At 72.8% G+C, this 20,424-nt stretch carries 20 protein-coding genes and 1 tRNA gene; 9 read left to right on the top strand and 12 right to left on the bottom strand.

The genetic code is table 11. From position 1 onward, the window contains the following. Nucleotides 1-45: 45 nt before the first annotated feature. The 5 genes from ACF1A1_RS08140 to ACF1A1_RS08120 form a co-directional block, all read right to left on the bottom strand. Entirely contained in the window at nucleotides 46-1,005 is a 960-nt protein-coding gene (locus ACF1A1_RS08140) for an SMP-30/gluconolactonase/LRE family protein (RefSeq protein ID WP_391646688.1), read from the bottom strand. Nucleotides 1,006-1,179: 174 nt separating this feature from the next. Further along, on the bottom strand, nucleotides 1,180-2,409 hold the full coding sequence (gene mshC / locus ACF1A1_RS08135; RefSeq protein WP_391646686.1) for a cysteine--1-D-myo-inosityl 2-amino-2-deoxy-alpha-D-glucopyranoside ligase: 1,230 nt from the start codon (nucleotides 2,407-2,409) through the stop codon (nucleotides 1,180-1,182). Nucleotides 2,410-3,022: 613 nt separating this feature from the next. Then, the gene (locus ACF1A1_RS08130; protein WP_391646684.1) at nucleotides 3,023-3,856 is read right to left on the bottom strand and encodes an SCO1664 family protein; all 834 of its coding nucleotides are present in this window, start codon (nucleotides 3,854-3,856) and stop codon (nucleotides 3,023-3,025) included. Continuing rightward, complete coding sequence (locus tag ACF1A1_RS08125) at nucleotides 3,820-4,410, bottom strand: DUF3090 domain-containing protein (protein WP_391646682.1); 591 nt, start codon at nucleotides 4,408-4,410, stop codon at nucleotides 3,820-3,822. Before ACF1A1_RS08125 ends, ACF1A1_RS08130 begins: the two co-directional genes overlap by 37 nt. 87 nt (nucleotides 4,411-4,497) lie before the next feature. Then, nucleotides 4,498-5,184, bottom strand: a complete 687-nt coding sequence (locus ACF1A1_RS08120) for a histidine phosphatase family protein (protein WP_391646680.1) — start codon at nucleotides 5,182-5,184, stop codon at nucleotides 4,498-4,500. A gap of 62 nt (nucleotides 5,185-5,246) precedes the next feature. Here ACF1A1_RS08120 and corA point away from each other — a divergent pair, with 62 nt between their 5' ends. Further along, entirely contained in the window at nucleotides 5,247-6,242 is a 996-nt protein-coding gene (gene corA, locus ACF1A1_RS08115) for a magnesium/cobalt transporter CorA (RefSeq protein ID WP_391646678.1), read from the top strand. A gap of 31 nt (nucleotides 6,243-6,273) precedes the next feature. Here the strand turns inward: corA and ACF1A1_RS08110 are convergent, their stop codons facing one another. Together ACF1A1_RS08110 and ACF1A1_RS08105 are read right to left on the bottom strand one after the other, a co-directional pair. Further along, nucleotides 6,274-7,062 carry a ferritin-like domain-containing protein gene (locus ACF1A1_RS08110; RefSeq protein WP_391646676.1) on the bottom strand — a complete coding sequence of 263 codons (789 nt, stop codon included), beginning with the start codon at nucleotides 7,060-7,062 and terminating at the stop codon, nucleotides 6,274-6,276. A gap of 256 nt (nucleotides 7,063-7,318) precedes the next feature. Next, complete coding sequence (locus ACF1A1_RS08105; RefSeq protein ID WP_391646674.1) at nucleotides 7,319-8,374, bottom strand: LLM class F420-dependent oxidoreductase; 1,056 nt, start codon at nucleotides 8,372-8,374, stop codon at nucleotides 7,319-7,321. A gap of 198 nt (nucleotides 8,375-8,572) precedes the next feature. On the opposite strand from ACF1A1_RS08105, the gene ACF1A1_RS08100 reads away from it, so the two are divergent. Then, on the top strand, nucleotides 8,573-9,559 hold the full coding sequence (locus tag ACF1A1_RS08100) for an aldo/keto reductase (protein ID WP_391646672.1): 987 nt from the start codon (nucleotides 8,573-8,575) through the stop codon (nucleotides 9,557-9,559). Next, nucleotides 9,556-12,096 carry a helix-hairpin-helix domain-containing protein gene (locus tag ACF1A1_RS08095; protein WP_391646670.1) on the top strand — a complete coding sequence of 847 codons (2,541 nt, stop codon included), beginning with the start codon at nucleotides 9,556-9,558 and terminating at the stop codon, nucleotides 12,094-12,096. The genes ACF1A1_RS08100 and ACF1A1_RS08095 overlap by 4 nt, the downstream gene beginning before the upstream one ends. A 77-nt stretch (nucleotides 12,097-12,173) precedes the next feature. Here the strand turns inward: ACF1A1_RS08095 and ACF1A1_RS08090 are convergent, their stop codons facing one another. Further along, the gene (locus ACF1A1_RS08090) at nucleotides 12,174-12,989 is read right to left on the bottom strand and encodes a hypothetical protein (protein ID WP_391646668.1); all 816 of its coding nucleotides are present in this window, start codon (nucleotides 12,987-12,989) and stop codon (nucleotides 12,174-12,176) included. 47 nt (nucleotides 12,990-13,036) lie between these two features. On the opposite strand from ACF1A1_RS08090, the gene ACF1A1_RS08085 reads away from it, so the two are divergent. Further along, the gene (locus ACF1A1_RS08085) at nucleotides 13,037-13,225 is read left to right on the top strand and encodes a DUF5703 family protein (protein WP_141309218.1); all 189 of its coding nucleotides are present in this window, start codon (nucleotides 13,037-13,039) and stop codon (nucleotides 13,223-13,225) included. Between the two features lie 86 nt (nucleotides 13,226-13,311). On the opposite strand, the gene ACF1A1_RS08080 is transcribed toward ACF1A1_RS08085, so the two are convergent. The 3 genes from ACF1A1_RS08080 to ACF1A1_RS08070 form a co-directional block, all read right to left on the bottom strand. Continuing rightward, a complete protein-coding gene (locus tag ACF1A1_RS08080; protein WP_391646666.1) occupies nucleotides 13,312-14,337 on the bottom strand; it encodes a chaplin in 1,026 nt (341 codons plus the stop codon). A gap of 176 nt (nucleotides 14,338-14,513) precedes the next feature. Beyond that, the gene (chpH, locus tag ACF1A1_RS08075) at nucleotides 14,514-14,747 is read right to left on the bottom strand and encodes a chaplin ChpH (protein ID WP_391646664.1); all 234 of its coding nucleotides are present in this window, start codon (nucleotides 14,745-14,747) and stop codon (nucleotides 14,514-14,516) included. Nucleotides 14,748-14,933: 186 nt separating this feature from the next. After that, complete coding sequence (locus tag ACF1A1_RS08070; protein WP_391646662.1) at nucleotides 14,934-16,262, bottom strand: M20/M25/M40 family metallo-hydrolase; 1,329 nt, start codon at nucleotides 16,260-16,262, stop codon at nucleotides 14,934-14,936. 202 nt (nucleotides 16,263-16,464) lie between these two features. Here ACF1A1_RS08070 and ACF1A1_RS08065 point away from each other — a divergent pair. Together ACF1A1_RS08065 and ACF1A1_RS08060 are read left to right on the top strand one after the other, a co-directional pair. Next, a tRNA-Leu gene (locus tag ACF1A1_RS08065) sits at nucleotides 16,465-16,549 on the top strand. Nucleotides 16,550-16,760: 211 nt separating this feature from the next. Continuing rightward, the gene (locus tag ACF1A1_RS08060) at nucleotides 16,761-17,135 is read left to right on the top strand and encodes a YchJ family protein (protein WP_391646660.1); all 375 of its coding nucleotides are present in this window, start codon (nucleotides 16,761-16,763) and stop codon (nucleotides 17,133-17,135) included. A 34-nt stretch (nucleotides 17,136-17,169) separates the two neighbouring features. Here ACF1A1_RS08060 and ACF1A1_RS08055 read toward each other — a convergent pair whose 3' ends face one another. Next, nucleotides 17,170-17,871, bottom strand: a complete 702-nt coding sequence (locus tag ACF1A1_RS08055; RefSeq protein ID WP_391646658.1) for a FadR/GntR family transcriptional regulator — start codon at nucleotides 17,869-17,871, stop codon at nucleotides 17,170-17,172. A gap of 138 nt (nucleotides 17,872-18,009) precedes the next feature. On the opposite strand from ACF1A1_RS08055, the gene ACF1A1_RS08050 reads away from it, so the two are divergent. The 3 genes from ACF1A1_RS08050 to ACF1A1_RS08040 are packed head-to-tail and all read left to right on the top strand — an operon-like array spanning nucleotide 18,010 to nucleotide 20,122. Next, complete coding sequence (locus tag ACF1A1_RS08050; RefSeq protein ID WP_391646656.1) at nucleotides 18,010-18,528, top strand: gluconokinase; 519 nt, start codon at nucleotides 18,010-18,012, stop codon at nucleotides 18,526-18,528. A gap of 40 nt (nucleotides 18,529-18,568) precedes the next feature. After that, the gene (locus tag ACF1A1_RS08045) at nucleotides 18,569-19,966 is read left to right on the top strand and encodes a GntP family permease (RefSeq protein ID WP_391646654.1); all 1,398 of its coding nucleotides are present in this window, start codon (nucleotides 18,569-18,571) and stop codon (nucleotides 19,964-19,966) included. Between the two features lie 18 nt (nucleotides 19,967-19,984). Next, nucleotides 19,985-20,122 carry a hypothetical protein gene (locus ACF1A1_RS08040; protein ID WP_391646652.1) on the top strand — a complete coding sequence of 46 codons (138 nt, stop codon included), beginning with the start codon at nucleotides 19,985-19,987 and terminating at the stop codon, nucleotides 20,120-20,122. Nucleotides 20,123-20,424 lie beyond the last annotated feature (302 nt).

The following is a 20,424-nucleotide window of genomic DNA, read 5'->3' as shown; positions in this document are numbered from 1 at the left end:
GGCCGGAGAGGGGCGGTGCGCCGAGGCGCACCGCCCCTCCCGTTGTCAGACCCGGTCCACGGCCACCACGTCGTACTCGGTGTCGGGTGTGGGCTCCACGTCGAAGCGCGCGTTCGGCAGGTAGAGACGGTCGCCCCACGCCGCGGCCGTCGTCGGGATGCGGAAGCGCGGATCGGTGATCCGGGCGAGGGCGGTGCCCCGGGTACCGGCCGCGTTCAGCCGGAACACGTCGACCGCGTTCTGCGCCTGCTGGACCACGTAGAGGGTCCGGCCGAGCAGCAGCAGACCGTCGCCGTTGGGGAGCCTCGCCGTGCCGAGGTCGACCGTGCGGGCGGCTCCGGTACGCGGGTCGACCCGCATGAGGCTGCCGCCGTTCGCGAAGGCGTTCACCACGAGCAGGGCGCTGCCGTCGGGCGTGCGCTCGATGCCGTTGGCGGTGAAGTCGTCGCCCTGGGCCCAGTCGCCGCCGAGCGGCACGGTCTCCACGGAGCGCGGGGCGCCGTCCCGGCCGAGGACGACCTTGTAGAGCTGCGCCTCGAAGGAGTCGGTGAACCAGGCGGCGCCGGGGGTGAGGATCACGTCGTTCACGAACGCGCCGCCGGTGGCGTACACCTGCTCGGTCTCGCCCGTGCGGGCGTCGGCGGTGCGGATCTCGCCGCTGGCGCCGCCCGCGAGGAAGAGCCGGCCGTGCGGGTCGATCTTCAGGCCCACGGTGGGGTGCCCGGCGCCGAGGCCCCGGACCACGACGGAGCCGCGGCCGGTGGCGAGGCTCGCGCGGTGGACGTCCCCGTTGGCGAGCGAGCCGAAGTAGGCGTACGGGCGCGCGCCGATGGCGATGCCCTCCGGCTGGAAGCCGTCCGGCAGCGGGAACGCCGTGGGCCACGCCGTCGCGCGTGTCCCGGCGGCGTGTGCGGTGGCGGTGCCGCCGAGCAGGGCCGTCCCGGAGAGGGCGGCGGCCGCGGTGAGCAGTCTTCGACGGGTTGAGGAACGGTCTGCGGGTATCACTCGTGCGTCCTTCCGCAAGGGGGCCGGCGGTGGCCGGCTGAACGGTGACGAACGCTCACACCCCATCACACGACGCGAGTTGGCGCCGGGGATTACGGCACGGGGCGCTCCCTCCCGCGCGGAGGAAGCGCCCCTGTCGTACGGCTGCGGTGGCTCGGGCTGACGGGCTGCGGGTTACAGCGCCACGCCCAGCAGCGCGTCCACCGCCCGCGACGCCACGCCGGGTGCCGCGATGTCCGTGCCGCCCCGCTCCTGCTGCAACGCGGCCCAGCGGTCGACGGCGGCCAGCGCGGCCGGGGCGTCCAGGTCGTCGGCGAGGGCCTCGCGGATCTCCTCGACGAGCGCCTCGGCGGGCGGGCCGTCGGGCCGTGAGACGGCCGCACGCCAGCGCCCGAGCCGGTCCACGGCGTCCCTGAGCACCTGGTCGGTCCACTCCCAGTCGGCCCGGTAGTGGTGGGCGAGGAGGGTGAGCCGGATCGCGGCGGGGTCGACGCCGTCGCGCCGGAGCCGGGAGACGAAGACGAGGTTGCCCTTGGACTTGGACATCTTCTCGCCGTCGAGGGCGACCATGCCGGCGTGCACGTACGCCTTGGCCATGGGGAACTCGCCGGTGAGGACCTGGGCGTGGGAGGCGCCCATCTCGTGGTGCGGGAAGGCGAGGTCGGAACCGCCGCCCTGCACGTCGAAGCCCATGCCGAGGTGGTCCAGGGCGATGGCGACGCACTCGATGTGCCAGCCGGGGCGGCCGCGGCCGAGCGAGCCGCCGTCCCAGCTGGGCTCGCCCTCGCGGGCCGCCATCCACAGCATCGGGTCGAGCGGGTTCTTCTTGCCGGGCCGGTCGGGGTCGCCGCCGCGCTCGGCGGACAGCAGCCGCATCGCGGCGGCGTCGAGGTGGGAGACCTTGCCGAAGTCGGGGTCGGACTCGACGGAGAAGTAGATGTCGCCGTCGAGCTCGTAGGCGGCGCCCGCGTCCCGCAGGCGTTCCACGAGCGGCACGATGCCGGGTATCGCCTCGACGGCGCCTATGTAGTGGCGCGGCGGGAGCATCCGCAGCGCGGTCATGTCCTCCCGGAAGAGGGCCGTCTCCTTCTCGGCGAGGGCGACCCAGTCGACGCCGTCCCGCTCGGCCCGCTCCAGGAGCGGATCGTCGACGTCGGTGACGTTCTGGACGTAGTGAACCTGCCGCTTGGTGTCGAGCCACACGCGCTGCACGAGGTCGAACGCGTTGTAGGTCGCCGCGTGACCGATGTGGGTCGCGTCGTACGGCGTGATGCCGCAGACGTAGATACGGGCGACGGGACCGGGGTCGAGGGTGACCAGGCCGCCGGTCGCGGTGTCGTGGATCCTCAGGTCGCGGCCCTGACCAGGCAGGGCGGGGACCTCGGAAGCGGGCCAGGCATGCATGTCATGAGCCTAACCGGACGGAAGTTCCGCATACGAACCGGAGCGGACCGGATGGCCGGGAAGGCCCTCTTGCAGGGTTCGGGGCGGTGTGCTGCTGGTCGGTGGACCGGGGGTCGGGGGCTCTTCGGCCGCAGGCCGGGGACGCTTCGGCCGGGGGGCGGGAACCCATCAGCCGGGGGGCGGGAACCCATCAGCCGGGGGTCGGAAACGCTTCGGCCGGGGGTCGGGAACGCTTCGTCCGCGGGTCGGGAACCCATCGGCCGCAGGTCGGGAACCCATCGGCCGGGGGTCGGGAACCCATCGGTCGAGGGTCGAGGACTCTTCGGCCGGGGGTGGAGAACTCTTCTGCCGGGGACCGGGGTCTCATCGGCCGCAGGCCAGGGACGCTTCGGCCGCAGGCCGGGGACCCATCGGCCGAGCGCAGGGGTCTCTCCGACCAGGGACCGGGGCCCTTCGACCGGGGACCGGAGATCGCATCGACCGAGCGCCAGGGATCGCATCGACCGGCGAGCCGAGATCTCCGGACCTGTCAACGGGGCGTCTGCCGGGACGGGTTGCCGGGGAGGTCCTGGCCGGTCGCCGACGACGTGTCGATCGGTGGCCGGGGGATCGTCTAGACCGGCGGCCAGGGGATCGCCGGCCACTCGCCGCCGGGCTCCGGGTGGCGGCCGGACTCCAGCAGCGCGTCGACCCGCGCGCGGGTGGCGTCGAGTTCGGTGGGCGTGACGAGTCCGGCCAGGGTGGCCGCGAGCTCACCGCCCGGTTCCAGGGCGCCCTTCAGGCCCTGGAGCGCCTCCACGGCCTCTCCGGTGAGGGGCTCCCCCGCCCAGCCCCACAGGAGCGTGCGCAGCTTGTCGTCGACGTGGAAGGTGACGCCGTGGTCGATCCCGTACAGCCTGCCGTCGCCGGTGGTCAGCAGGTGGCCGCCCTTGCGGTCGGCGTTGTTGATGACCGCGTCGAGGACGGCGAGCCGCCGCAGCCGCTCGTCGTCGGCGTGCACGAGCAGCGCGGTCCGCCCCTCCTCGACCTCCGCGAACCCGATCGCCTTCCAGCCCGGCCCCGGCTCCTCCCCCTCGACGAGGGCGAGCAGCCCGTCCTCGGGGGACGCCTCGATCCACAGCTGGCACATGCCCTCGCCGTACGGCCCGTCCCGCAGCACGGTGGGCGGTACCAGCCCCCAGCCGGTCGCCTCGGAGACCGCGTACGCGGCGACCTCCCGCTGGGCGAGGGTGCCGTCGGGGAAGTCCCACAGGGGTCTCTCCCCGGCCACGGGCTTGTAGACGCAGGTGGCCTCGCGGCCCTCGCGCGCGACCGTGCAGTACAGGGCGGCGTTGGAAGCGTCACGGATGCGTCCGCGCACGGTCAGCTCGCCGTGGGCGAGCAGATCGGCGAAGGCCGGGTCGGTGACCGTCACGCCCCGCGGCGGTATCCGTTCTGGCGCGGACATACGTGTCCTTCCGGGTCGAGCGGCAGGCTGCACAGCGGGCACGGCGGCCGGCCGGCGTTGACGACGTCGAGGGCTCTCTTGGCGAAGGCTCTCGCCTGGGCGCCGGTGAGCCGGACCCGCAGCATCGGGGGCCCGTTCTCCTCGTCCTGGAGCAACCGCTCCTCGGCCTCGGCGAGGTCCTCCTCGGAGTCGGCGTCGAGCTCCACGAGGGCCTGCGCCTCGACGATCATGCGCTGTTCCTCGCCGTCCCAGGCGAGGGCCATGGTGCCGACCCGGAACTCCTCCTCGACCGGGGTCTCGAGGGGGTCGGTGTCGGTGATCTCGGCGGGCGCCACGGCGGGCACGGCGGCGCTTCCGCCGCTACGTCGTACGACCTCGTCCAGCAGCTCGTCCATGCGCTCGGCGAGCGCGGCGACCTGGGTCTTCTCCAGTGCCACACTGGTCACTCGGGAGCCGGCGGTGGCCTGGAGGAAGAAGGTACGGCGCCCGGGCAGTCCGACCGTACCGGCCACGAAGCGGTCCGGGGGGTCGTAGAGGAACACCTGACGGGACACGTCCTGTCTCCCTGGGAATCGTGGGTACGTGAACGTCCATGCGTGAACGCGCGTATGCGGACCGCTTCACCCTACTGCGGCCGACGATCACGGTGCGCCCGCACCGCCCCCGACCGTGGCCTCCTCCGTCGGCGGCTCCTCGCGCGGCACGAGGGAGGCGAAGTCACCGGTGTCCCCGAGGCGCACCAGAAAGGGCCGCAGGCGGGTGTAACGGATCGCGGTGATGGAACACGGTTCGACGGAGATCCGCTGGAAGAGGTCGAGATGCAGTCCGAGCGCGTCCGCCACGAGCGACTTGATGATGTCGCCGTGCGAGCACATGAGGTAGACGGCGTCGGCGCCGTGGTCGCGCTCCACGCGCGCGTTCCACTCGCGCACCGCCTCGGCGGCGCGGGTCTGCATGGCCCGCATGGACTCCCCGCCGGGGAAGGCGGCCGCCGAGGGGTGCGCCTGGACGACCTCCATCAGCGGCTCGTCCTTCAGCTCGGCGAGCTTGCGCCCCGACCAGTCGCCGTAGTGGCACTCCCCGATCCGCTCGTCGGTGTGCACGGGCAGTCCGGGGCGGGCGGCCAGGAGGGGCCGGATCGTCTCCTGGCAGCGTTGCAGGGGGCTCGCGACGACCTCGGCGATCGGCAGCCCCTCGAGCCGCCCGGGCAGCGCGGCGGCCTGCTCGGCCCCGCGCTCGTCGAGGGCGACGCCGGGCGTCCAGCCGGCGAGCACTCCGGAGGTGTTGGCGGTGGAACGTCCGTGCCGGACGAGGATCAGCGTGGGCATGCCGCCCAGGGTAGGCGTACCCCCGGAAGGACTGGAGAACGGCCGATGGGAGAACACACTCAGTGATCGTCGACTGCGCCATCTACCGGGACGGCCACCGCACGGAGGGCCCGCAGGACTTCTCCGACGCGCTCGACGAGGCGCGCGCCGCGGGCGGTTTCGTCTGGATCGGGCTGCACGAGCCCACCGAGAAGGAGTTCGACCACGTCACGCAGGAGTTCGCGCTGCACCCGCTGGCCGTGGAGGACGCCCTCAAGGCCCATCAGCGGCCCAAGCTGGAGGTGTACGACGACTCGCTGTTCCTGGTGCTGAAGCCGGTGGTGTACGAGCCGAGGAGCGACACCGTCTCCTCCGGTGAGGTCATGGTCTTCCTCGGCGACTCCTTCGTGGTGACCGTCCGGCACGGCGACGGTTCACCGCTGGCGGCCGTACGGCAGCGGCTGGAGCACGAGCCGGAGATGCTCGCGAAGGGCCCCACCTCCGTCGTCTACGCGATCGCCGACGCGACCGTCGACCACTACCTGGACGTGGCGACGGAGTTGCAGACCGACCTGGAGGAGCTGGAGGCGGAGGTGTTCTCGCCGGACGGCGGCGGCTCGCGGAACACCGCGTCCCGGATCTACACCTTCAAGCGCCAGGTCCTGGAGTTCCGCCGGTCCACGGGCCCGCTGGTGCCGCCGATGTCACGACTCGCGGGCACCGGCGCGTTCGGCTCGGTGCTGCCCTTCGTCAACGACAAGGCGCGGCCCTTCTTCCGGGACGTCGGCGACCACCTCGCGCGCGTGAACGAGTCCGTGGAGGGCCTGGACCGGCTGGTGTCGGACATCCTTTCGGCCCATCTGGCGCAGATGAGCGTCCGGCAGAACGACGACATGAGGAAGATCTCCGCGTGGGCGGCCATGGCCGCGGTCCCCACGATGATCGCGGGGATCTACGGGATGAACTTCGATCACATGCCGGAGCTGCGCTGGGTGTGGTCGTATCCGGCGGTGATCGCGATCATGGCCGCCCTGGAGGTGCTGCTGTACCGGCTGTTCAAGCACCGGGGGTGGCTGTAGCGGGCCGCACGCGCGCGCGGTGGCCCGTCGCTCAGGCGAACCCGGGCGCCGCCGGGGCCGGTCCGCCGAGGGCGTCGCGCCGCTCGGGCATCTTCAGGGACACCATCCGCCGCCAGCCCGCGAACCGCTCCCACGCGTAGCGGGCGTGGATGCCGGCCGCGAGGACGGCCGCCCTGCGCCGGGACCAGCCGAGGACGCGGCCCATGCGGGCCATGACGGCGAGGCTGACGTCGCGGTGGACACGGATCTCGGCGAGCGCGCTCTCGCGCAGCGTCCGCTGGATGACCCCGCCGTGTCCCGCGCGCGCGAGGCGCAGCAGTTCCTCGTGGCAGTAGGCCAGGTGGTTGTCCTCGTCGTGGGAGATCGTCTGCACGGCGCGGCCGATCTCGGGGTGGTCGGCGAAGTGCTTGCGGAGCAGTTCCATCTGCTCGGAGGCGCGCTGCTCGGTGACCCGGCTGTGGGCGAGGTAGACGACGACGTCCTGCACGCCGAGCGGCCGGTCGGACGTGAGCCTGTTGTGGGAGAGGCCGATGCCGCCCCGTTCCAGGAGCATCGTGTAGTCGGTCCCGGGCGGGACGGGGACGGGCTCGAGGCCGCGCTTCTTCAGCAGGGCGTTGAAGATCCGCCCGTGCTTGTCCTCCTCGGCGCCGTGCCGGGCGATCTTGGGGGCGAGTGCGCGCTCGCTCTGCGGGACGAGCGCGGCGATCCGGGCGTTCTCCCAGCCGCCCTGCGACTCCCCGGCGGCGGCGATGGAGCAGAACAGCCGGAAGGACTCGTCGTGGTCGAGGATCTCCTGGAACAGGCTCTTCGCCGACAGCATCGTGTGACACCTCTCTGCGTCCCGGGGGCTTCCGCAGGGTTGCGCAGGTTCCGCAGGATTCCGCACCGAACGAGTCAAATGCGGCGCGAGGTGTGCCGCAACAGCTCTGTCGGACAACTCCGCCGAAGGGAGGACCACCGAGTCGCGCCGGGGGCGTAACCGCGCGCGTGCCGACGCGTTGTTCTGCGTGACGGCCGTGGCGGGGAAGACCCCCGAGCCCCCACCACGGCCGCTGAACCTCCCCCCTCCTCGCCGGTTAGGCCAGCCCGGCCAGATCCAGCGCCTGCGCACCGGCCCGCAGCGAGGCCAGGCGCTCGTCGAGGGTGAAACCCGCGGGGGCCAGGCTGAGGGTGGTGACACCGGCGGCCGCGTAGGCCTTCATCCGGTCGGCGATCCGCTCCACCGACCCCAGCAGCGTGGTCCGGTCGATCAGCTCGTGCGGTACGGCGGCCGCGGCGCCCTGCTTGTCACCGGACAGGTACTTCTGCTGGATCTCGGTCGCCGCCTCCTCGTATCCCATACGGCGGGCGAGCTGGTTGTAGAAGTTCTGCTTGGGGCTGCCCATTCCGCCCACGTACAGCGCGGTGTACGGGCGGAAGGTGTCGGCGAGCCGCTCGACGTCCTTGTCGGCGCCGACGGCCAGCGGCAGCGTGGGGCAGACGTCGAAGCCGTCCAGGGTCTTGCCGGCCTTCTCGCGCCCGGCCCGCAGGTGCTTGACCGCGGTGTCCTCGAGGTGGTCGGCGGACGGGAAGATCAGCAGGGCACCGTCGGCGATCTCACCGGTCTGCTCCAGGTTCTTCGGCCCGATGGCGGCGATGTACAGCGGGATGTGCTCGCGCTGCGGGTGCACGGTCAGCTTGATCGGCTTGCCGGGACCGTCCGGCAGCGGCAGCGTCCAGTGCTCGCCCGCGTACGACAGCCGCTCCCGCGTCATCGCCTTGCGGACGATCTCGACGTACTCGCGCGTGCGGGACAGCGGCTTGTCGAACTTGACGCCGTACCAGCCCTCGGAGACCTGCGGTCCGGAGACGCCGAGGCCGAGGCGGAAGCGGCCGCCGGAGAGGGAGTCGAGGGTGGCGGCGGTCATCGCGGTCATCGCGGGCTGGCGCGCGGGGATCTGGAAGATGGCGGAGCCGACGTCGATCCGCTCGGTCTGGGCGGCGACCCAGGAGAGTACGGTGGCGGCGTCCGAGCCGTAGGCCTCGGCGGCCCAGCACACGGCGTACCCGAGCCGGTCGGCCTCCTGAGCCACGGCCAGGTTGTCCGCGTCCATTCCGGCACCCCAGTAGCCGAGGTTGATCCCGAGCTGCATGGCCGATTCCCCTTACTGATCAGTAACGACGCTGTTCCGGAGACAGTAGCGCGGGGGCGGTCACCGGGGGAGGCCGGTGTGGTGAGGGTCGCGCCGGCGGGACGGCCCCGGCCTGCGCGGAACGGGGCCGCGGCGGCCCGGAATTCGGTTGTCCACAGGAAACCCACGGCCCAGTTCCGGCCAGTAATCTCGGCGTCCATGGAGCAGAGGCATCTCGGCCGCACCGGCCTGCGTGTGTCCCGCATCGGGCTCGGCACCCTGACCTGGGGCCGGGACACCGACGAGCACGACGCCGCGGACCTGTTGAAGACGTTCTGGGAGGCGGGCGGGACCCTCGTCGACACGGCGGACGTGTACGGCGACGGAGAGGCCGAGTATCTGCTGGGCCGGCTGATGGAAGGCCTCGTTCCGCGCCGGGACCTGATCGTCTCGACGAAGGCGGGCAGCGTGCCCGATCCGGACCGCCGTTTCGACGGCTCGCGCGGGCACCTCCTCGCCGCCCTCGACGCCTCGCTCACCCGGCTCGGCACCGACCACGTCGACGTGTGGCACGTGCACGCCTTCGACCCGGACACCCCGCTGGAGGAGACCCTCCAGGCCCTCGACATCGCGGTCGCCAGCGGCCGTGCCCGTTACGCCGGCGTCTCCAACTTCTGCGGCTGGCAGCTCGCCAAGGCCGCCACCTGGCAGCTCGCCGCGCCGGGCACCCGTACCCGGCTGGCCAGTACGCAGATGGAGTACTCGCTGCTCCAGCGAGGTGTCGAGCGCGAGGTGCTGCCGGCCGCGCTGGACCTGGGCATCGGCCTGCTGCCCTCCTCGCCGCTGGGCCGCGGTGTCCTCACCGGCAAGTACCGGGGCGACGCCCTGCCCCCGGACTCGCGCGGCGCCTCCGACCACTTCGCGCCCTTCGTCGAGCCGTACCTCGACGACACCGCCAGCCGCATCGTGGACGCCGTGGCGACCGCGGCGGACGGGCTCGCGGTGACGCCGCTGCAGGTCGCCCTCGCCTGGGTCCGCGACCGGCCGGGCGTGGCCGCCCCGATCGTCGGCGCACGCAACGCGCAGCAGCTCACGGCCGCGTTGTCAGTGGAGGCGCTTAGTCTTCCTGACGAGATCTGCCGGGCGCTCGACGACGTGTCGGCGCCCGTGCACCGCTATCCCGATCACGACTGGAGCACGCTGTGAGCACGGAGCCGGAGCCCGCCGAGACCACGGAGCACACGGCACCGGGGACACCGGAGGCCACCTCACCACCCCCCGGCACCCGGGCCCCACAGGCCCCGGAGACCGCCCAGGACGAGGACTCCGAGAACAACACGGCGAACAGCGGGGCCGACGACTCCGGGGCCGGGACCGGGGCCGGCAGGGGTACGCCGGACTCCGGGACCGACGGCCCCGAGGCCGGCGAGCCCGGCACCCGGGCCAGGAGCGGTGCACGGGAGAGCGACGCCCGGACCGCCACCCCGACCGACGACTCCGGGACCGACGGTCCCGAGACCGACGCGGACGCCGAGGCCGGCGACTCCGGCTCCCAGGCCGGCAACGGCACGCCGGACACCGGCGCCCGCGCCAACGGCGCTGCGCCGGACTCCGAGGCGGACGACGGCGGCAGCGCGCCGGGAACCGAGGCGGACGACGGCGGCAGCACGTCGGCGACCGAGACGGAGAGTGAAGCCGCGGCGCGGCTCTCCGAGGCCGCGGCCGAACTCGCCGCGCAGAAGCTGGAGCGGGAGCGGATCGAGCGGCGCAAGGCCGACAAGAGGACGCCCATCGACAGCGGCGCCAAGCTGAGCGGCAAGGCCGCCGACCTGCTCGCGGCCGTGCGGGCCGTGGAGGGCGGCCAGAAACCCCCGGCCACCGTGTTCGCCGAGCCCGAGCGCGCCCCGCGCCGCCCGGCCCCGGAGCCCGTACGGCGTCCGCAGCCGGTCGCCGCCGAGGCCGCCGCCGTGGCCGCGGCGCCCGCCCCGGAGACCGTCGACGCCGTACGGCGCGTGCTGACCGGCGGTGGCGCTCCCGAGGTGCTGGCGCCGCAGGTCGCCGCGGTCCTCGGCGAGAGCGCGCGGGACGTGCTGAGCGAGGACCCGTGGCAGTTGCTGCGGGTCCCCGGCGTACGGCCCGAGCAGGCCGACGGCTTCGCACGGGCACTGCTGGGCGCCGACTGCGCCCCGGACGACGAGCGGCGGGGCCGCGCGACGACGGTGTGGCTGCTGGAGCAGGCGGCCCTGGCCGGGCACACCGCCCTGGAGCTGCCGACCCTGACGGCCGCGCTGGCCCAGCGGGGCGTGCCGGACGCCGACGCGGCCGTGCAAAGCGCGCTCGCGGAGGGCGAGGCCCTCGTCTTCCAGGACGCCCTGGAGGAGCCCGGGGCGGCCGCCCCGGCCCGGGCGAGCGGCGCCGGCGAGTCCGAGGAGGACGACGACGAGGCAGCACACCCGGTCCGGGTCCTGGTCGGCCTGGAGCGGTACGCGCTCGCCGAGGAGAGCCTCGCCGACGGTCTGGCCCGCGTGGTCAACTCCCTGCCCAAGGAGGCCTTCCCGCAGTGGGAGTCGGTCGCGGCCGAGGCGTCCGGCAGCGCCGCCGAGCTGATCCGCGCCGTCGCCGGGCACGGCCTGGTGCTGCACACCGGCGGCGAGGCCGCCCGCGCCGAACCGGCGGCCCTGCTCACGGCCGCCCGCACCCTCGGCCTGCGCGCGGTCGCCGCCTGCCACACACCGGACGGACGGCGCCGGCTCGCGGCCCTCCTCGGGGAGACGGCCGAGGCGGACGGTGCCGTCGTCACCCTTCCCGGTCTGCTCTCCGGCGCCGAGGGTCCCGGCCGGGACGCCGACGGCGCCCTCGCCCTCGACCTGCTGATCCTGCTGGACGCGCCGCAACTGGACGTGGAGACCGCCGCGATGGTGGTGGAGTCGCTGTCGGACGGAGCCCGGCTGGTGCTCAGCGGGGACCCGGCGCTGCTGTGGTCGGCGGGGCCCGGCCGGGTCTTCGCCGACCTGCTCGCCGCGCGCGTGTGCCCGCAGGTGGCCTCGCGCACCCCCGATCCGGGCCCGCTCGGCGAGTTGGTCTCCGGGATCGGCATCGGCGAGCTGCACCAGGTGGAGGCGCCCGGCAAGGAGCTCGTGATCGTGCCGGTGCGGGACGCGGGCGAGGCCGTGCACCGGACCGTGCAGCTCGTCGCGGACTCGGTGCCGCGGGCCTTCGGCATCACCCCCGAGCAGACGGTGGTGATCACCCCCGGCCACGGTGGCGCGGCCGGCACCCGCGCGCTGAACGCCGTGCTCAAGGAGCGCCTCAACCCCGGCCCCGGCCGCTTCGGCGGCTTCGACCCCGGTGACCGGATCGCCTACTCCCCCGCCCCGGGCCGTACGGTGCCGGGCCAGGTGGTGAAGGCCGACGCCGACGGGCTGCACCTGTCCTGCGCGGGCGCCCCCGTGGTCGTACCGCGAGAGCGCGTGGAGCAGTCCGTGCGACACGGATGGGCGCTGACGGCGCATCAGGCGGTGGGCGGCCGGTGGCCCGCCGCGGTCGTGGTGCTGCCCGGCGATGCCGCGCAGTCCCTCTCCCGCCCCTGGGTGTACACGGCCTTCGGCCGGGCGGTGCGCCACCTGTCCGTCGTCCACGGCGTCGAGCAGGCCCTGCCCAGAGCGGTCGCCGAGGTGTCGCCGAAGCCCCGGACGACCCGGCTGCCCGTCCTGCTGCGCACGCAGGTGCCGGCGGCGGGCTGACGGCCGGGAGGACGCGGACGGCGGCGGTGGCGAAGGAACCCCCTTCGCCACCGCCGCCGTCCCCGGTCCGGGCCCGGCTACCGGTCCACGCGGTCCACGCGGTCCGCGTCCAGCGGCTCCAGGTCCTCGTCCTCGTCCTCGTCGTCCTCCAGGTCGGCGTCGAGATCGTCCTCGACGTCGTCCTCCACGTCCTCCTCCACGTCCTCCACGTCCGGGATCCCCTCGATCCCCTCGATCCCCGCGATCTCCGCGATGTCCCCGCGATCGTCTAGGTCGTCGAGGTCGTCGTCGAACACCGCGCTCACGTCGAAGCGGCAGACCACCCGCTGCGGGTCGAGCTGCTCGAAGGGCGCCTCCAGCCACTCGCCCGGCTCCGCCGGTTCGTCGGCGGCCAGCACCCACAGCGTGGAGTCGCCCTCCTCCAGGCCGAACTCCTTGTGCCGGGAGGCGATCTCGTCCGGTTCGAACTCGCCGAACAGCAGGCCCAGCGCCCCGTGGATCGTGCCGGAGGCCCGGGTGTCCGCGCCGGCGGCGCCGTCGTACTCCGCCGACTCGACCCGCTGTGCCTGCGCGAGCAGCCGCTGCGGCTCCGCCACGGCGTAGTCACGGCGGATCAGCACGCTCAGCGCGTTCGGTTCCTCGGGGCCCGCGTACGGCGGCAGCGAGTCGTCCGCTGCGGGGATCTCGAAGGGGGTGACCTCGTCGTAGCGGTCGTAGAGCAGTTCGTCGTACGCCTCCGCGGCCGCGGCCAGCTCGTTGAACGCCTCGTAGACGGCCGGGTCGTCCTCCCCCGTCCTGCGTTCGACCGCGGCCAGGTGGCGGTCGAGCGCGGTCTTGACCGCCTCGGCGGCGGCGCGTACCTCGGCAGCGGTGGGCTGCGCAGCATCAGACATAGTGCAGACGCTATCCGTACCGGGCCCCAGCCCGCACAATAGATGCGATGCCGGAATACGAATTTGTCGACGTGTACGTACCGCGCGGGGTCTCCCGCAAGGAGGCGACACGTCTGCTGACCGACCATGCCGAGTACGGACACTGGGAGTTGCACCGTCTGAGCCTGCTGCGCGACGGCAGCCGCAGGGTGCGGTTGCGCCGGCGGATCATCCGCCAGGTGCGTGCCACATGGTGAGCTGAGCACGACGGAAACGGAGCGGGCCCCTCGGTGGCGGGGCCCGCTCCGTTTGTGTCCGGCGGCGGGTGTGCGGGCGGGGGCGGTTACGCCGAGGCCCGCGCCTTGCGGTAGAGCACCGTGCCCGCGAGCAGCGCGCCCGCGCCGACCGGCAGGGCGAGACCCAGCGGCAGCTCGCTGCCGGTGTGCGCCAGCTGCGCGGAGTGGGCGGGCTGGTCGACGGACGAGTGGCCGGCCGGGATCACGCGGTCCGGGCCGGACGGCGCGCCCTCGGGTCCCGACGGGCTGGACGTGCCGGAGTCGGCCGGGGTGCCCGGACCCTGGTCGCCCGGGGTGCCGGGGCCCTGGTTGCCGGGGTTGCCGGGGTTGCCGGGGTTGCCGGGCGTCTCGCCGCCGGGAGGCGTGCCCTGGTCGGAGCCACTGCCGTTGGCGCAGTCGTTGCCCGTCGTCGGGTTGAGGAAGCCGCCGACGTCGACGCTGTTGCCGCACACGTTCACCGGCACGTGCACCGGGGCCTCGACGTGGTTGCCCGAGCCGACGCCGGGCGAGTCGGCGGTGTGCCCGCCCGCCTGCGCTCCACCGGAACCGTTGTCCGCTCCGGAGCCGCCCCCGTAGCCGTCTTCGTCGCCCGTGCCGGCGCTCTGGTTGGTGCAGTCGTTGCCCACGGCCGGGTTGAGGACGCCGATGACGTCGACGCTGTTGCCGCACACGTTCACCGGCACGTGCACCGGCGCCTGGACGTGGTTGCCGGAGGCGACACCGGGTGAGTCGGCGGTGTACCCGCCCGCCTGCGCGCCGCCGGAGCCGCTGTGCGCTCCGGAGCCGCCCTGGCTGTCCCCGTAGCCCCCGTCGCCGCGGCTCCCGCCGGCACTCTCGTTGGTACAGGTGTTACCCGACGCCGGGTTGAGGACGCCGACGACGTTCACGGTGTTGCCGCACACGTTCACCGGCACGTGCACCGGGGCCTGGACCGTGTTGCCGGACAGGACGCCGGGCGAGTTGGAGGCGGACCCGTTCGCCGCGGAGCCGGCGTGTGCGTAGCCGCTGGCGGCGGCGATCACCCCCGTCGCCGCCGCCACGGTGAAAAGGCTTTTACGGGTAACCTGTCGCATTACTGAATCCCTGCTTTCGATTTCTTCCCGAATTGCTCGCTTCATTCCACTGTCGCGAGCCCTTCGAACGGTTCGGCTTTTCCTTCGGATTTCCGCACGAAAAGGCCGGTCGGTCCGGGAGCGCATGGCGCGCGCTCCGGGACCGACCGCGTGGACGACCCTTCAGCGGGCCGAGGTCACTTGTTGATGCAGACGTTGCCGAAGGTGGGGTTCAGCAGCCCGATCACCGAGATCGTGTTGCCGCAGGCGTTCACGGGAACGTGAACGGGCGCCTGGACCACGTTGCCGGAAGCCACACCCGGGGAGTGCACGGCGGCACCCTGCGCACCCGAGTCGGCGACGGCCAGGCCCGCACCCGCGAGGACGAGCCCACCGGTGGCAGCGGCGGCGGCGACGATCTTCTTGATCATTATTCCTCCTTGTTGGCAAATGCGATCCAAAGCAGCGGATCACATTAGCTGTAACGAGGAGGAAGTAATGAGGCTACGAACCTATCGCCGCATTCACTCTTCCCCAGTCACACCCGCACACGCTGGCGAATAGTGCAGTGTCGTTTCAGTGGGCGAATTCGGACACTTCCGGCACGGAAGAGACGATCAGGACGCGTCGATGAAACGGTCGAGCACCCGGACCCCGAACTGGAGGCCGTCCACCGGCACCCGCTCGTCGACGCCGTGGAACATCCCGGCGAAGTCCAGCTCCGGCGGCAGCTTCAGCGGGGCGAAGCCGAAGCCGCGGATGCCGAGGTCGTCGAAGGACTTGGCGTCGGTTCCGCCGGAGAGCATGTAGGGGATGGCCTTGGCGGTCGGGTCCTCGGCGAGCAGCGCCGACTGCATGGCCTCCACCAGCGCCCCGTCGAAGGAGGTCTCCAGGGCCTTGTCGGAGTGGACGTCCTCGCGGCGCACCTTCGGTCCGAGGATCCGGTCGAGGTCGGTGAGGAACTCCTCCTCGTGCCCCGGCAGGAAGCGGCCGTCGACGTGCGCGGTGGCCTCGCCCGGGATGACGTTGACCTTGTAACCCGCACCCAGCTGGGTCGGGTTGGCCGTGTTGCTCAGGGTCGCGCCGATCAGCTTGGCGATACCGCCGAGCCGGGCGAGGGTCGACTCCATGTCCTCCGGGTCCAGCTCGGTGCCGAGCGCGTCGCCGAGCTCGTCGAGGAAGGCCCGGGTGGTCTTGGTGACCCGCACCGGGAACGTGTGCCGGCCCAGGCGTGCGACGGCCTCCGACAGTTCGGTGATGGCGTTGTCGCGGTGGATCATCGAGCCGTGCCCGGCGGTGCCGGCGACGGTCAGCTTCATCCAGTGCATGCCCTTCTCGGCCGTCTGGATCAGGTAGAGCCGGCGCTGCTCGTTCACCGTGAACGAGAAGCCGCCCACCTCGCTGATCGCCTCGGTGACGCCCTCGAACAGCTCCGGGTGGTGGTCGACGAGGTACCGGGCGCCGTAGGTGCCGCCCGCCTCCTCGTCGGCGAGGAACGCGAGCACGATGTCGCGCGGAGGCCTGCGCCCGGTGCGCAGCCGGTCGCGGACGACCGCCAGGGTCATCGCGTCCATGTCCTTCATGTCGACGGCGCCCCGCCCCCACACGCACCCGTCGGTGACCTCGCCCGAGAAGGGGCCGTGGGTCCAGTCGGCCGCGTTGGCCGGTACGACGTCGAGGTGGCCGTGGATGAGGAGCGCGGGCCGGGACGGGTCCTCGCCCTCGATGCGGGCCACGGTGGAGGCACGGCCCGGGTGCGACTCGAAGATCCGGGGCTCCAGCCCCACCTCGGCGAGCTTCTCGGCGACGTACTCGGCCGCCTTGCGCTCACCCGGGCCCGAGTGGTCGCCGTAGTTGCTGGTGTCGAACCGGATCAGCTCGCGGCAGAGGTCCACGACCTCGTCCTCGCCGGTGACGTCCCTGGCCGTGTCGTCCGTCGCGCTCACGCTGCTTCCTCCCACTGTCACTGCTGGTGGTCACCCTCATCCTCCCCCCGCCCGCCGCCCTCACCCAAGAGTGGTCCCGGCCCGTCACACGCCGTTCACGCCGGATGCGGTGGCCGGCCGGCCACCCGTGATCGGGCACTCCCGAAAGCCTGGTAATGTTTACGTCGTCGCCGCGAGGGAAACCCCGCACGACAGACACCTTGTCCGGGTGGCGGAATGGCAGACGCGCTAGCTTGAGGTGCTAGTGCCCTTTATCGGGCGTGGGGGTTCAAGTCCCCCCTCGGACACAGAGAAGAGCGAGGGTCGCGACCAGAGGTCGCGGCCCTCGCTCGTTGTGCTGAGCGTGTCCCCCGCCTCGGAGATCACGGTGCGGTGCGGTGCGGTGCGGTGCGCGGCCGGGCCGCTGGACGACCTGTTCGACGCGTGGCCGGTGCGGGACGGCGCTGCCGTCGCTCCCGGCGGCCGGGGCACGGGTGGCCGTCCAGCAGAATGGCGGGCATGACCACCGTTTCCTGCCCGTGCGGGCTGCCGAAGCCGTATGCCGAGTGCTGCGGCCGCTACCACGCCGGCACCGCCGCCGCGCCGACCGCCGAGGCGCTGATGCGGTCGCGCTACAGCGCCTTCGTGAAGGGGGACGCGGCGTACCTGCTGCGGACCTGGCATCCGCGGACCCGGCCCGGGCGGCTCGACCTGGATCCGGGGACGCGGTGGACCGGGCTGGAGATCCTCGGCACGGCCGACGGCTCCGCGTTCCACACCACCGGGGTCGTCGAGTTCCGGGCGTCCTACCGGGGCGGCGCGCTGCGCGAGCGGAGCCGGTTCGAGCGGGTCGACGGGGCCTGGGTGTACGTCGACGGGGAGTTCCCGGAGTAGCGGGCCGTTCCGTGGACGCCGCGGCCGTGTCGCGCTACGGCGCCAGGATGTCCAGTTCCTGGAGCGCGCCGACCGTGATCTCCCGGGTCAGCTTCTCCGCACGGTCCGCGTCGCCCTCGCGGACCGCCTCCGCGACCTGGACGTGCAGGGTGACGGCGGCCGGGTCGGGGTCCTCGAACATGACCTCGTGGTGGGTACGGCCGGCGAGGACCTCCGCGACGACGTCGCCGAGGCGGGCGAACATCTCGTTGCCGGAGGCCGTGAGGATCACGCGGTGGAAGGCGACGTCGTGGACGAGGTACCCCTCCAGCTTGTGGCCGCGCGAGTTGGCCACCATGCCGAGCGCGCACTCGGTCAGCTCGGCGCACTGCTCCGCCGTGGCGTGCTTCGCCGCCAGGCCAGCCGCGACGGGCTCGATCGCCGAGCGCAGGACGGTGAGTGAACGCAGCTGGTGGGGGCGGTCGGCGCCGGCCAGACGCCAGCGGATGACCTGCGGGTCGTAGACGTTCCACTCGGCCTTCGGGCGCACCGTCACGCCCACCCGGCGGCGGGACTCGACCAGGTGCATGGACTCCAGGACGCGGACCGCCTCGCGCATCACCGAGCGGGAGACGTCGAAGCGCTGCGCCAGTTCGTCGGTCCGCAGGACACTGCCCGGCGGGTATTCGCCCGCGGTGATCGCGGGGCCGAGGGTGTCCAGTACATGGCCGTGCAGACCCCGGCCCGGAGTGGTCATGCACTCAGCGTACGGGGTACGTCACCCGACCAAAAAGTCAGACTTATTTGTCACTGACTCTTGAATTGGTCCTACCTAATGGGTTTCAGTGGCCGTCGACATCACGTGTCGAGGAGGACAGCAGACAGTGAGGCAGCGATGAGGACCCCCCATGTCGTCGTGGTCATGGGCGTCGCGGGCACCGGGAAGACCACCATCGGTCCCCTGCTCGCGGCCCGGCTCGGCATTCCCTACGCCGAGGGCGACGACTTCCACCCGCCGGCCAACATCACCAAGATGTCGGCCGGCACCCCGCTCACCGACGAGGACCGGTGGCCCTGGCTGGATGCCATCGGCAGCTGGGCGCACGGGCGGGCCGGGCTCGGCGGGGTGGTCAGCTGCTCGGCGCTGAAGCGGTCGTACCGCGACCGGCTGCGGGCAGCCGCGCCGGACCTGGTGTTCGTGCACCTGGCGGGCGACCGCGCGCTGATCGAGGACCGGATGTCGCACCGGCAGGGGCACTTCATGCCGACCGCGCTGCTCGACTCCCAGTTCGCCACGCTCGAGCCGCTCCAGGCGGACGAGGCCGGAGTCGTCGTGGACGTGGCGGGCGGCCCCGAGGAGATCACCCGACGGGCCGTGTCGGCCCTGACGGCGCTCCCCGAGCCGACCGCGTAACCCCTCCCTCCCTCATCCCCCGTACCTGTAAGGGACCCCCGTGACCAGACTCAGCGTCGAGATGCTGGCAGCGGACACCGTCGAGCCGATCACCTCGGCCGGCCACGCCCAGCTGGGCATCGCCGTGCTGTCGGGCATCGCCGTCATCGTCCTGCTCATCACCAAGTTCAAACTCCACGCCTTCCTGGCGCTGACCATCGGCTCGCTCGCGCTGGGCGCGTTCGCCGGGGCGCCGCTCGACAAGGCCATCACCAGCTTCACCACCGGCCTCGGCTCCACGGTCGCCGGGGTGGGCGTGCTGATCGCGCTGGGCGCGATCCTCGGCAAGATGCTCGCCGACTCCGGCGGCGCCGACCAGATCGTCGACACGATCCTCGCGAAGGCGAACGGCCGTTCGATGCCGTGGGCGATGGTGCTGATCGCCTCCGTGATCGGCCTGCCGCTGTTCTTCGAGGTCGGCGTCGTGCTGCTGATCCCGGTCGTGCTGATGGTCGCCAAGCGCGGCAACTACTCGCTCATGCGGATCGGCATCCCGGCGCTGGCCGGTCTGTCCGTGATGCACGGGCTGGTTCCGCCGCACCCGGGTCCGCTCGTCGCCATCGACGCGGTCCAGGCCAACCTCGGCGTCACGCTGGCGCTGGGCGTCCTGGTCGCCATACCGACGGTGGTCGTCGCCGGTCCGCTGTTCTCGCGGTACGCCGCCCGCTGGGTGGACGTGCCCGCCCCGGAGCGGATGATCCCGCAGCGGCCCTCGGAGGAGCTTCAGCGGCGTCCCGGCTTCGGTGCCACGCTGGCGACCATCCTGCTGCCGGTCGTGCTGATGCTGGCCAAGGCGCTGGTCGACATCGTCGTGGACGACCCCGAGCACACCGTGCAGCGCGTCTTCGACGTCGCCGGCTCCCCGCTGATCGCCCTGCTCGCCGCCGTGCTCGTCGGCATCTTCACCCTGGGCCGGCCCGCCGGGTTCTCCAAGGAGCGGATCTCGCGGCTCGTCGAGAAGGGCCTCGCCCCGATCGCCGGCATCCTGCTGATCGTCGGCGCGGGCGGCGGCTTCAAGCAGACGCTGATCGACTCCGGTGTCGGGCAGATGGTCCTGGAGATCTCCGAGGACTGGTCGATCCCCGCGCTGCTGCTGGCCTGGCTGATCGCGGTGGCGATCCGGCTGGCCACCGGTTCGGCGACGGTGGCGACGGTCTCGGCGGCCGGCCTGGTCGCTCCCCTCGCGGCCGACATGTCGACCACGCACACGGCCCTGCTGGTCCTCGCCATCGGCGCCGGCTCACTCTTCTTCAGCCACGTCAACGACGCCGGGTTCTGGCTGGTGAAGGAGTACTTCGGGCTGAGCGTCGGCCAGACCATCAAGACCTGGTCCGTCATGGAGACGATCATCTCGGTCGTCGCCGGCGGTGTGGTCCTGCTCCTGTCGCTGATCATCTAGGAGTTCGACGACGCGCTGGTGCCGCTCGCGGCCGAGGGCTCCTTCGACGGGCTGGTCGGTGCGGTGGTCCCGGTGCGGGAGGCGGAGGCGGCGTTCGCGCCGGCGGCCGATCGGGGCCGTTCCCGCGAGGTGCTGCTGGGCTTCGGCGCCTCCTGAGCCGGTACGGACCTGTCGTCGTGGGGCGTGCCGGTGGGGTCCGGGAGGCGACCGGGACGGCCTCGTCAGGAGGGACCGACGGCGGGGGGCGTCAGGGCGATGTCGCTCGGCGCGCGCGTCTCGGCCCTGCTCGCCGCGGGCGCCGTGGCGCTCGTGACGGCGGCCGGGTGCGAGGGGGACGGCGGCGCGGGTGACCTGCCGCGCGGCGGGGTGGCGACGAGCGTGTCGCGGGGACCGAGGCGGCTCGGCGGGGGGAAGGGCGTGCACCGGGAAGCCGCACGCCCGGGGCGAGTGCGCTGGGG

It is taken from the genome of Streptomyces sp. NPDC014995, from assembly GCF_043080745.1.
Classification (GTDB): domain Bacteria; phylum Actinomycetota; class Actinomycetes; order Streptomycetales; family Streptomycetaceae; genus Streptomyces.
This window is presented reverse-complemented; position numbering and strand designations above follow the sequence as displayed.

What these genes read in the sequence shown, in the direction of transcription:
- ACF1A1_RS08050 (WP_391646656.1), top strand. Translation starts at nt 18,010, where the DNA reads ATGAGGACCCCCCATGTCGTCGTGGTCATGGGCGTCGCGGGCACCGGG.
- ACF1A1_RS08090 (WP_391646668.1), bottom strand. Translation starts at nt 12,989, where the DNA reads ATGTCTGATGCTGCGCAGCCCACCGCTGCCGAGGTACGCGCCGCCGCC.
- ACF1A1_RS08060 (WP_391646660.1), top strand. Translation starts at nt 16,761, where the DNA reads ATGACCACCGTTTCCTGCCCGTGCGGGCTGCCGAAGCCGTATGCCGAG.
- ACF1A1_RS08085 (WP_141309218.1), top strand. Translation starts at nt 13,037, where the DNA reads ATGCCGGAATACGAATTTGTCGACGTGTACGTACCGCGCGGGGTCTCC.
- ACF1A1_RS08110 (WP_391646676.1), bottom strand. Translation starts at nt 7,062, where the DNA reads ATGCTGTCGGCGAAGAGCCTGTTCCAGGAGATCCTCGACCACGACGAG.
- ACF1A1_RS08080 (WP_391646666.1), bottom strand. Translation starts at nt 14,337, where the DNA reads ATGCGACAGGTTACCCGTAAAAGCCTTTTCACCGTGGCGGCGGCGACG.
- ACF1A1_RS08130 (WP_391646684.1), bottom strand. Translation starts at nt 3,856, where the DNA reads ATGTCCGCGCCAGAACGGATACCGCCGCGGGGCGTGACGGTCACCGAC.
- mshC (WP_391646686.1), bottom strand. Translation starts at nt 2,409, where the DNA reads ATGCATGCCTGGCCCGCTTCCGAGGTCCCCGCCCTGCCTGGTCAGGGC.
- chpH (WP_391646664.1), bottom strand. Translation starts at nt 14,747, where the DNA reads ATGATCAAGAAGATCGTCGCCGCCGCCGCTGCCACCGGTGGGCTCGTC.
- ACF1A1_RS08100 (WP_391646672.1), top strand. Translation starts at nt 8,573, where the DNA reads ATGGAGCAGAGGCATCTCGGCCGCACCGGCCTGCGTGTGTCCCGCATC.
- ACF1A1_RS08105 (WP_391646674.1), bottom strand. Translation starts at nt 8,374, where the DNA reads ATGCAGCTCGGGATCAACCTCGGCTACTGGGGTGCCGGAATGGACGCG.
- ACF1A1_RS08055 (WP_391646658.1), bottom strand. Translation starts at nt 17,871, where the DNA reads ATGACCACTCCGGGCCGGGGTCTGCACGGCCATGTACTGGACACCCTC.
- ACF1A1_RS08120 (WP_391646680.1), bottom strand. Translation starts at nt 5,184, where the DNA reads ATGCCCACGCTGATCCTCGTCCGGCACGGACGTTCCACCGCCAACACC.